Source organism: Streptomyces sp. SA15 (genome assembly GCF_002291145.1).
Taxonomy (GTDB): Bacteria; Actinomycetota; Actinomycetes; order Streptomycetales; family Streptomycetaceae; genus Streptomyces.
The window spans coordinates 19,418-30,275 of the sequence record NZ_NTGE01000085.1 but is presented as its reverse complement, the minus strand read 5'-3'; the positions used below and the strand labels follow the sequence as shown (position 1 = coordinate 30,275).

The 10,858-nt window shown below is 71.9% G+C and carries 9 protein-coding genes; 7 read left to right on the top strand and 2 right to left on the bottom strand.

Annotated elements, in window-relative coordinates; translation table 11 throughout:
* From CLM62_RS16210 to CLM62_RS16185, 6 genes are all read left to right on the top strand, one after another.
* Positions 1–820: hypothetical protein (locus CLM62_RS16210; protein WP_257003874.1), on the top strand; the 820-nt coding region annotated here is incomplete at its 5' end.
* A 184-nt stretch (positions 821–1,004) separates the two neighbouring features.
* A complete protein-coding gene (locus CLM62_RS16205) occupies positions 1,005–2,525 on the top strand; it encodes an aldehyde dehydrogenase family protein (RefSeq protein ID WP_095750576.1) in 1,521 nt (506 codons plus the stop codon).
* Between the two features lie 62 nt (positions 2,526–2,587).
* Positions 2,588–4,144 (top strand): GMC oxidoreductase, encoded by a 1,557-nt coding sequence (locus tag CLM62_RS16200; protein WP_179382115.1) that lies wholly within the window; start codon positions 2,588–2,590, stop codon positions 4,142–4,144.
* A complete protein-coding gene (locus tag CLM62_RS16195; protein WP_095750574.1) occupies positions 4,141–5,205 on the top strand; it encodes a glycine betaine/L-proline ABC transporter ATP-binding protein in 1,065 nt (354 codons plus the stop codon). Before CLM62_RS16200 ends, CLM62_RS16195 begins: the two co-directional genes overlap by 4 nt.
* Positions 5,205–7,163, top strand: a complete 1,959-nt coding sequence (locus CLM62_RS16190; protein ID WP_095750573.1) for an ABC transporter permease subunit — start codon at positions 5,205–5,207, stop codon at positions 7,161–7,163. The genes CLM62_RS16195 and CLM62_RS16190 overlap by 1 nt, the downstream gene beginning before the upstream one ends.
* Before the next feature lies 1 nt (position 7,164).
* Positions 7,165–8,121: an ABC transporter substrate-binding protein gene (locus tag CLM62_RS16185; protein WP_095750572.1), complete on the top strand. Its 957-nt coding sequence runs from the start codon at positions 7,165–7,167 to the stop codon at positions 8,119–8,121.
* A gap of 3 nt (positions 8,122–8,124) precedes the next feature.
* Here CLM62_RS16185 and CLM62_RS16180 read toward each other — a convergent pair whose 3' ends face one another.
* Both CLM62_RS16180 and CLM62_RS16175 read right to left on the bottom strand, forming a co-directional pair.
* Entirely contained in the window at positions 8,125–8,856 is a 732-nt protein-coding gene (locus CLM62_RS16180) for an isocitrate lyase/phosphoenolpyruvate mutase family protein (protein WP_095750583.1), read from the bottom strand.
* 38 nt (positions 8,857–8,894) lie between these two features.
* On the bottom strand, positions 8,895–9,401 hold the full coding sequence (locus tag CLM62_RS16175) for a carboxymuconolactone decarboxylase family protein (protein ID WP_095750571.1): 507 nt from the start codon (positions 9,399–9,401) through the stop codon (positions 8,895–8,897).
* 47 nt (positions 9,402–9,448) lie between these two features.
* On the opposite strand from CLM62_RS16175, the gene CLM62_RS16170 reads away from it, so the two are divergent.
* A complete protein-coding gene (locus CLM62_RS16170; RefSeq protein ID WP_095750570.1) occupies positions 9,449–10,855 on the top strand; it encodes a PLP-dependent aminotransferase family protein in 1,407 nt (468 codons plus the stop codon).
* Positions 10,856–10,858: the final 3 nt, after the last annotated feature.

Sequence of the window (10,858 nt, the reverse complement as noted above, 5' to 3'; positions counted from 1 at the left end):
ATCACCGTCGGCACAGGAGCCCGGCGGCAGCGGCGCCTGGCCGCCCGCTCCGTGGCCCAGCGGTTCCTGGCCGCCCGCCGACCAGCCCGCCGCGCCCGCCGCAGCGCAGGGGATGAGCCGTAGGCTCGTCTGGTCCGTGCTCGTCGGGGCCGCCGCCGTCGGTGTCGCCGTGAGCCTGGTGCTGACGCTCGTGGTCCGGTCCGGGGACGACCAGGACGAGCCGTCCGTCGCGGCGAGCGCGTCGCCGACGTCCGAGGTCTCGCAGCAGAGCGAGCCGACGCCGGCGCCGACCGAGGAGACGCTGTCGCCATCCGCCACGGCTCCCGAACTCCCCGCCGGTTACGAGGAGTACGAGGACGCCGAGGGTTTCCGGATCGCGATACCCGAGGGCTGGTCGCGCAGCACGGTGGACTCCCAGTTCGGCATCGCCGTGGTCAACTACCGCAGCGCGGACAGCGAACGCCGGCTGCAGGTGTACCAGGTGGCGGAGGAGTCGCCGGACGCCTCCTTCGAGCTGTATCTGTCCGAGGCGACCGCCAAGCCGGACGGCTTCCGGCAGCTCTCCCTGCAGAACCTGGACGACGCCGGGTTCACCGGCTCACGGCTGGAGTACCTCGCCGACAGCATCAGGGGCGAGCCCGACGTCGGCACCTGGCACGTCTACGACGAGCGTTTCGTGGCCCTGGACGGCAACATCTACGCCATCGCCGCCTACGGCCCCGACGCGGACGGCCGGGACGACGAGCTCGAACTGCTCACCACGGCGCTGGACTGGTTCTGCCCGCCGATCGGCTCGTGCGACCCGGCGAGCGTGGACTGACTCACACACTCCCGCCCACGCCGCGCACCTTTCGTTCCCTTTGCCCGCATGTCCAGTGAGGCAGCCCACTTCCGGCCATGGATCGCGCATGCAATCCGAAGCCGGGGGCAGGCGCTCACGGTCCCGATGAGTGACACACGTGTGACACAGGGGCACTGAACAGGAACGGAAGGCAAAACCGATCATGGCGGACAGAGTGGAACTCCAGGCGCGGAAGACCATCCACGTGGGCGGGGAGTGGCGTGAAGCCGTCTCCGGCGCCACACGCGAGATCCTCGACCCCGCGGACGCCCTGCCGTTCGCCGTGGTCGCGGAGGGGGACGAGAAAGACACCGACCTGGCGGTCGCGGCCGCCCGGCAGGCGTTCGACGCCGGCGACTGGCCCCGCACGCCCGTCGCCGAGCGCGCCGCCCTGCTGCGCCGCGTCGCCGACCTCCTGGTCCGCGACCGGGAGGAACTCGGCCTGCTGGAGAGCCGGGACGCGGGCAAGACCGTGGAGGAGGGCCGTGTCGACATCGACTGTGTCGCCGACGCCTTCCGCTACTTCGCCGACCTCGTCGCCGCCGAGGCCCCCGGCCGGGTCGTGGACGCGGGCTCGCCGGACATCCACAGTGTCGTCGTACACGAACCCGTGGGCGTCTGCGCGCTGATCACGCCCTGGAACTACCCACTCCTCCAGGCCAGCTGGAAGATCGCCCCCGCGCTGGCGGCCGGCAACACCTTCGTGGTCAAGCCGAGCGAGATCACCCCGCTGACGACGATCGCCCTGATCGACCTGCTGGCGGAGGCGGGCCTGCCCGTCGGAGTGGCGGGCATCGTCACCGGCCCGGGCCACTCGGTCGGCGCCCGCCTCGCCGAGCACCCCGACGTCGACCTCGTCTCCTTCACCGGCGGCCTGATCAGCGGCACGAAGGTGGCCCAGGCCGCCGCCCCGAGCGTCAAGAAGGTCGCCCTCGAACTCGGCGGCAAGAACCCCAACGTCGTCTTCGCCGACGCCTGCGCCACCGACGAGGCCTTCGACACCGCCGTCGACCAGGCCCTCAACGCGGCCTTCATCCACAGCGGCCAGGTCTGCTCGGCGGGCGGCCGGCTCATCGTCGAGGAGTCGGTCCGGGACCGCTTCGTCGCCGAACTCGCCCGCAGGGCCGGGAAGATCCGCCTCGGCCGCGGCACGGAGGACGGCGTCGAGTGCGGCCCGCTCGTCTCCGAGCAGCAGCGCGCCAAGGTCGAGGCGTACGTCGGCTCCGCGCTCGCCGAGGGCGCCGTACTGCGCTCCGGCGGCCAGCGCCCCGAGCCGTCCCCGGAGCGGCCCGCCACCGGTTACTTCTACGAGCCGACCGTCCTCGACCACTGCCACCGCGAGATGAAGGTCGTACGGGAGGAGGTCTTCGGGCCGGTCCTCACCGTCGAGACCTTCCGCACCGAGGACGAGGCGGTCGCCCTCGCCAACGACACCGAGTACGGTCTCGCGGGCGCCGTCTGGACCACCGACGCCGGCCGGGCCCGCAGGGTCGCGGCCCGCCTGCGCCACGGCACCGTCTGGATCAACGACTTCCACCCCTACCTCCCCCAGGCGGAGTGGGGCGGCTTCGGCAAGAGCGGAGTGGGCCGCGAACTCGGGCCCGCCGGACTCGCCGAGTACCGCGAGAGCAAGCACGTCTACCAGAACCTCGCGCCGAAGCCCGTCCGCTGGTTCGCCGGCTGAACCCGCACCCCCTCCTTCCCCCCTCTTTCTCAAGACTTCGCAAGCCCCTGGAGCAACCCCCCATGCCCGAACACACCCATATGCCCGGACACACCCATGACCATGAATACGACTACGTCGTCATCGGCGGCGGCACCGCAGGCTCCGTCATCGCCTCCCGCCTCACCGAGAACCCCGACGTCACCGTCGCCGTCATCGAGGGCGGCCCCAGCGACGTCGGCCGCGACGACGTCCTGACCCTGCGCCGCTGGATGGGCCTGCTCGGCGGCGAGCTGGACTACGACTACCCCACCACCGAGCAGCCGCGCGGCAACTCCCACATCCGGCACAGCCGCGCCCGCGTCCTCGGCGGATGCTCTTCCCACAACACCCTGATCGCCTTCAAGCCGCTGCCGTCCGACTGGGACGAGTGGGAGGAGGCCGGCGCCCGGGGCTGGGGCGCGGTGCCGATGGAGGCGTACTTCGCGCGCCTGCTCAACAACGTCGTCCCGGTCGACGAGAAGGACCGGAACGCCATCGCCCGCGACTTCGTCGACGCGGCCCAGAAGGCGCTCGACGTCCCCAGGGTCGAGGGCTTCAACAAGAAGCCGTTCAACGACGGCGTCGGCTTCTTCGACCTCGCCTACCACCCGGAGAACAACAAGCGCTCGTCGGCGTCGGTCGCGTATCTCCATCCGGTGATGGACGAGCGCGCCAACCTGACGATCCTCCTGGAGACCTGGGCGTACCGGCTGGAGCTGGACGGCAAGCGCGCCGAGGGTGTGCGCGTGCGCACCAAGGACGGCGAGGAGTTCGTCGTACGGGCCCGCAGCGAGGTCGTCCTGTGCGCGGGCGCCGTCGACTCCCCGCGTCTGCTGCTGCACTCCGGCATCGGCCCGAAGGCCGACCTGGAGGCGCTGGGCATCCCCGTCGCGCACGATCTGCCGGGCGTCGGCGAGAACCTGCTCGACCACCCCGAGTCGGTGATCGTCTGGGAGACGCACGGTCCCCTCCCGGAGAACTCGGCGATGGACTCCGACGCGGGCCTGTTCGTGCGCCGCGACCCCGAACACGCGGGCCCCGACCTGATGTTCCACTTCTACCAGATCCCCTTCACGGACAACCCGGAGCGCCTGGGCTACGAACGCCCGCCCCACGGCGTCTCGATGACCCCGAACATCCCCAAGCCGAAGAGCCGCGGCCGGCTGTACCTGACCAGCGCGGACCCGTCCGTGAAGCCGGCCCTCGACTTCCGCTACTTCACCGACGAGGACGACCACGACGGCCGTACCCTCGTCGACGGGATCAAGATCGCCCGTGAGATCGCGAAGACCGAGCCGCTGGCCGGCTGGCTCAAGCGCGAGGTGGCCCCGGGTCCGCAGATCACGGGCGACGAGGAGCTGAGCGAGTACGCCCGCAAGGTCGCGCACACCGTGTACCACCCGGCGGGCACCTGCCGTATGGGCGCCGCCTCGGACGAACTCGCCGTCGTCGATCCCGAGTTGCGGATCCGCGGCCTGGACGGCATCCGGGTCGCCGATGCCTCTGTGTTCCCGACCATGACCGCAGTGAACCCCATGATCGGGGTGTTGATGGTCGGGGAGAAAGCCGCCGACCTGATCGGAGGTGGGGTGCGATGAGCACCAGTACTACTCCTGCTACTACTCCTGTCTTCTCCGTCGACGGCCTGTGGAAGGTCTTCGGCCCGAAGGCGGACCGCGTCCCCGCCGACGCGGAACTGGCCGCGCTGAAGCCCTCCGAACTGCGCGCCCGCACCGGCTGCACCGCCGCCGTCCGGGACGTCTCCTTCGACGTGCGCAAGGGCGAGGTCTTCGTCGTCATGGGCCTGTCCGGCTCCGGCAAGTCCACCCTCGTGCGCTGTCTGACCCGGCTGATCGAGCCGACCGCGGGCACCATCGCCATCGACGGCGAGGACGTCCGCGCGATGGACAAGTCCCGGCTGCGCGAGCTGCGCCGCCACCGTGCCGCGATGGTCTTCCAGCACTTCGGCCTGCTCCCGCACCGCACGGTCCTCGACAACGTGGCGTACGGCCTGGAGATCCAGGGCGTCGGCAGGTCCGAGCGCCGCGAGCGGGCCGCCCAGGTCGTCAAGAAGGTCGGCCTGGAGGGCATGGAGCAGCGCAGGCCCGGCCAGCTGTCCGGCGGTCAGCGCCAGCGCGTCGGCCTGGCCCGCGCGCTCGCCGTCGACCCCGAGGTGCTCCTCTTCGACGAGCCGTTCAGCGCACTCGACCCGCTGATCCGGCGCGACATGCAGGAGGAGGTCGTCCGGCTGCACCGCGAGGAGGGCCGCACGATGGTCTTCATCACCCACGACCTGAGCGAGGCGCTCAAGCTGGGCGACCGTATCGCCCTCATGCGCGACGGCGCGGTGGTCCAGCTGGGCACGCCGGAGGAGATCGTGGGCTCGCCGGCCGACGACTACGTCCGGGAGTTCGTCCGGGACGTGCCGCGCGAGCAGGTCATGACGGTCCGTACGGCCATGCGCGCCGGGGACTGCGGCGCAGCGGACCACCCCGGCGCGCTCGCCGCCGACGCGGTGGTGGCGGAGGCGATCAAGGTCGTCGCCCGCAGCCGCAAGCCCGCGTGTGTCGTGGAGGACGGCCGGTGTCTGGGGGTCGTCGATCACGAACGGCTCCTGGACGTCGTAGCCGGAACGGAGCTCCGCAAGGAGGCCGTCTGATGGCGACGATCACCGCGTCCGCGCCCCTCTCCCTCCCCGGCGTTCTGAAGCACCGGGCCGTCCACAAGCTCCTGCTGATCGCCCTCGCCGCGGCGATCCTCGTCCCGCTGGCGAACGCCCGCTGGGCCAGCGGCAGCTGGCCCGGCGCGCTCACCGTCGACGTCTCCGAACCGCTGGCCAGGACCAGCGACTGGATCATCGACAACCGTGACAGCCACCCGCTGTTCCTGTACTTCTTCGGCCACATCAGCAACGCGGTCGTGCTGTCCGTGCGGGCCGTCTACCTGGTCCTCCTCGCGGCGGGCTGGGCGGGCGTCACCGCCTTCGCCGGGCTCGTCGCCTGGCGGGTGGCCGGGGTCCGGCTGGCGCTCGGCACGGCCGCCGCGTTCCTGGCCTGCGGCCTGCTCGGCATGTGGGTGCCGACCATGCAGACCCTCGCGCTCATGGTCGTCGCCGTCCTCGCGTCGGTCGTCGTCGGAGCCCTGCTGGGCCTCGCCGCCGGACTGTCCGACCGTATGGACCGCATCCTGCGTCCGGTCCTGGACACCATGCAGGTGCTGCCCGCCTTCGCCTACCTCCTCCCGGTGGTGCTGGTCTTCGGCATCGGCGTGCCCGCGGCCGTCCTCGCCACCGTCGTCTACGCCGCCCCGCCGATGGCCCGCCTCACGGCGCTCGGCCTGCGCGGCGCGGACAAGGAGGTCCTGGAGGCGGTCGAGTCGCTGGGCTCCACGGCCCGGCAGCGGCTGCTGACCGCCCGTATCCCGCTGGCCCGCAAGGAACTCCTCCTCGGCGTCAACCAGACGATCATGATGGCGCTCTCCATGGCCGTCATCGCCTCGATCATCGGCGCGGGCGGCCTCGGTGACCGCGTCTACCAGGGCCTCGCCACCGTCGACGTCGGCGCCGCCCTCGCCGCGAGCATCCCGATCGTGCTGCTCGCCGTGATCCTCGACCGCCTCACGGGCGCGGCCGGGGAACGGCTCGGCGCCACCGAGCCCGACCAGCGCCGGCTGCGCGGCCGGGCCGGATGGGGCGTCGCCGCCGCGGCCACCGTCGTCGTCGCCGTGGCCGTCCGCCTCCTCAACGGCACGGACTGGCCGACCGGCTGGGTCGTCGGTATCGCCGACCCGGTCAACACCGCCAAGGACTGGATGGTCGACCACCTCTACACCGGCGTCCCCGTCGTCGGCGGCACCGCCGAATGGGCCGGGCACTTCACCACCTGGGTGCTCGACCCGCTCCGCGACGGCCTGCAGGGGCTGCCGTGGTGGTCCCTGCTGCTGATCGTCGCCGCCCTGTCCTGGGTGATCGGCACCTGGCGCACCGCGCTCACCGCGGTTCTCGCCCTGGCCGCGATCGGTGTCCTGGGCGTGTGGGACAAGTCCCTCGACACGCTGTCCCAGGTGCTCGCCGCGGTCGCCGTCACCGTCGTCCTCGGCTTCGCGATCGGCATCGCCGCCGCGCGCAGCAGGCGCTTCGAACGCCAGCTGCGTCCCGTCCTGGACGTCCTCCAGACGATGCCGCAGTTCGTGTACCTGATCCCGGTCGTCGCGCTGTTCGCCGTGGGCCGTGCCCCGGCGGTCGCCGCCGCGGTCGTCTACGCGCTGCCCGCCGTCGTACGCATCACCACGCAGGGCCTGCGCCAGGTCGACCCGAGCGCGATGGAGTCCGCCCGCTCGCTCGGCGCGACCACCCGCCAGCAGCTGTTCCAGGTCCAACTGCCGCTCGCCCGGCCCGCGCTGCTGCTCGCCGTGAACCAGGGCGTCGTCCTGGTCCTCGCCGTCGTCGTGATCGGCGGCCTGGTCGGCGGCGGAGCCCTCGGCTACGACGCCGTGTACGGCCTCGCGCAGGGCGACCTGGCCACGGGGCTGGTGGCCGGTGCCGCCATGGTCTGCCTCGGCCTGATGCTCGACCGGGTGACGCAGCCGACGGAACGCCGCACGAAGAAGGGAGCGTGACATGCGATTCCGTACGACTGCCCTGGTGGCCGGCGCGTCCTCGCTCCTGCTGCTGACCGGCTGTGGCGCCGCAGACATGACCAAGCAGGCTTCTCCCTTCGCGGGCGCCCAGGGCGCCAAGACGGTCACCCTGTCCGTCCAGTCCTGGGTGGGTGCGCAGGCCAACGTGGCCGTCGCCCAGTACCTCCTGGAGCACAAGCTGGGCTACCGCGTCGACACCGTCCAGATCGACGAGGTGCCCGCCTGGGACGCGCTCAGCCAGGGCCGGATCGACGCGCTCATGGAGGACTGGGGTCACCCCGAGGAGGAGCAGCGGTACGTCGACGACAAGAAGACGATCACCCGCGGCGGCGACCTCGGCGTCACCGGGCACATCGGCTGGTTCGTCCCGACGTACTTCGCCAAGGAGCACCCGGACGTCACCAACTGGAAGAACCTCAACAAGTACGCCTCGCAGCTGCGTACGGCGGAGAGCGGCGGCAAGGGCCAGCTGATGGACGGCTCGCCCTCCTACGTCACCAACGACAAGGCGCTGGTGAAGAACCTCAACCTGGACTACCAGGTCGTCTTCGCCGGCTCCGAGGCCGCCCAGATCACGCAGATCAGGCAGTTCGCCAAGGAGCAGAAGCCCTTCCTGACGTACTGGTACGAGCCGCAGTGGCTGTTCAAGAAGGTCCCGATGACCGAGGTGAAGCTGCCCGCCTACAAGGAGGGCTGCGACGCCGACCCGGAGAAGGTGGCCTGCGCCTATCCGCACACCCCGCTGCAGAAATACCTCAACACGGACTTCGCGAAGAACGGCGGCAAGGCGGCGGCCCTGCTGAAAAAGTTCAAGTGGACGACCGAGGACCAGAACGAGGTCTCCCTGATGATCGCCGACCAGGGGCTCTCTCCTGAGGAAGCGGCGAAGAAGTGGGTGGACAGCCACGCGTCCACGTGGAAGGCGTGGCTGTCCTGACCCCTACCTCAGCTGTGCGGCGATCTCCCGCAGGGCCGCGGTCGCCCGCCGTTGCAGCCCCGGCCCGAACGTGACGCGAGTGGCCCCGAGTTCACCGAGTTCGGTGGGCGAGGGGCCCTCGCCGTCCAGCCGGGCGCCGACGTTGATCGGCCCGTGGATCCCGGACCGCAGCAGCGGCAGTACGGCCGGCGGGGCGCCGATCGGATAGACACAGTCGGCGCCGGCGGCGACGTACAACGCGGCTCGTTCGATGGCCTGCTCGGCGGCCTGCTTGGGGTCGGTGAACCCGACCGAGAAGACGTCGACGCGCGCGTTGACGAAGAGCCGGTCGCCGGCCGCGTACCGCACCTGCGCCAGCCAGTCGGCGTGCTCCCGCGGGTCCTTGAGGACACCCCCGCCCGAGTCCTCAAGGTTGCACCCGACGGCACCCGCCTCCAGCAGCCGCTCCACCAGCTCCTTCGGCGGGAGCCCGTACCCGCCCTCGACGTCCGCCGACACCGGCACGTCCACCGCCCGTACGACTCGGGCGACCGCCGCGAACATCTCGTCGGCCGGCGTCGCCCCGTCCTCGTACCCGAGGGAGGCGGCCACCCCCGCGCTGGGCGTCGCGAGCGCCGGGAACCCGGCCTCGACGCACACCCGGGCACTGGCCGCGTCCCAAGGGCCGGGCAGGACGAGGGGGTCGCCGGGGAAGCGGCGGCGGTGCAGCGCGCGGAAGGCGTCGACCTTGCTCACCACCCGGTGCCCCCTGCCGGAATCCGTCCGCGGGACCGTCACTTGTACTGCCCCGGCTCGTAGTGCCCCGGCGCCATACGGAAGGTCACCCCGAACCGGTTCCACGCGTTGATCACCGCGATCGCGGAGATCAACTGCGCCAGCTCGGCCTCCTCGAAGTGCTTGGCGGCCTTCTCGTACACCTCGTCGGGCACGAAGCCGTCCGTCAGGACGGTCACCGCCTCGGTCAGTTCCAGCGCCGCGAGCTCCTTCTCGGTGTAGAAGTGCCGCGACTCGTCCCAGGCGCTGAGCTGGATGATCCGCTCGACGCTCTCGCCCGCCGCGAGCGCGTCCTTGGTGTGCATGTCGATGCAGAGCGCGCAGTGGTTGATCTGGGAGGCGCGGATCTTCACCAGCTCGTACAGCTTGTGGTCGAGGCCCTGCTTGGCGGCCTTGTCGAGGCGGACCATCGCCTTGTAGACCTCGGGGGCGAGCTGGGCCCACTGCATCCGGGCCGGTAATTCGGGTGCGTACTCTCCGGTCGTCGTGTCGTGGTTCGTCGTCATGCCCTCGACTCTAGAAGCGAAGCTGCCCAGGAGTATGGTCCACTTCCATGCCAAGACCTTGGGCCACTCTGGGTGTCGACCTCCACCTCGAACCGACCGGTCCGGGCCTGCGCCGGGGCTTGACCGACGCCCTGCGCGAGGCCGTCCGCACCGGCCGGCTGACCCCCGGCACCCGGCTGCCGTCCTCCCGCGCGCTCGCCGCCGACCTGGGCATCGCCCGCAACACGGTCGCCGACGCCTACGCCGACCTGGTCGCCGAGGGCTGGCTCACCGCCCGCCAGGGCTCGGGCACGAGCGTGGCCGTCCGCCCGGTGTCACCGCCGGCCACCGGACCGGCACCGGGCGATCGCCCACCGTCCCGGCCGGTGTACGACCTCGTCCCCGGCACCCCGGACCTGTCCGCCTTTCCCCGCACGGCCTGGCTGAAGGCGGCCCGCCGCGCACTGGCGGCGGCCCCGCACGACGCGCTCGGCTACGGCGACCCGCGCGGCCGCGTGGAACTGCGCACCGCCCTGGCCGGCTACCTCGCGCGGGCCCGCGGCGTCCGCACGCACCCGGACGCCATCGTCATCTGCTCCGGCATCTCGCACGCGCTGCGGATGCTCGGCCAGGTGCTGCGGGAGCGGGGTCTTACATCGCTGGCCGTGGAGTCGTACGGGCTCGACGTGCACTGGGGGCTGCTGGAGGGGGCGGGGCTGCGGACGGTGCCGCTGGGGCTCGACGAACTCGGCACGCACATCGAGGAGTTGAACGCGGACGACTCGGCGGGTGTGCGGGCCGTGCTGCTGACGGCCGCGCACCAGTTCCCGATCGGCGGGGCGCTGCACCCCGAGCGGCGGGCCGCGGTGGTGGACTGGGCGCGGCGCGGCGACGGGCTGATCCTGGAGGACGACTACGACGGGGAGTTCCGCTACGACCGCCGGCCCGTGGGCGCCCTCCAGGGCCTCGACCCCGACCGGGTGATCTACCTGGGCACCGCCAGCAAGTCACTGGCCCCGGGCCTGCGCCTGGGCTGGCTGGTCGTGCCGCCGTCGATCGCCGCCGAGGTCGTCGCGGCCAAGGGCGAGGTGGACTGGTCGTGCGGGGTGCTGGACCAGCTGACGCTGGCGGAGTTCATCAACTCCGGCGCATACGACCGCCACGTCCGCTCGGCCCGCCTGCACTACCGGCGGCGCCGGGACGCGCTGGTGGCCGAACTCGCCCGGCGGGCCCCGTCGGTCCGGCCCACCGGCATCGCGGCCGGCCTGCACGTGGTGCTCCGCCTCCCGCCGGGCACCGAACAGGCGGCGCTGCGGGCGGCGGCCTGGCAGGGGCTGGCGGTGCACGGACTGCACCGCTACCGGCACCCGGCCGCGACCGTCGAGCGGCGGGACGCGCTCGTGGTGGGGTACGGGACACCGCCGGACCACGCGTGGTCCGGGGCGCTGGACGCGTTGTGCGCCGCGTTGCCCTGAAAC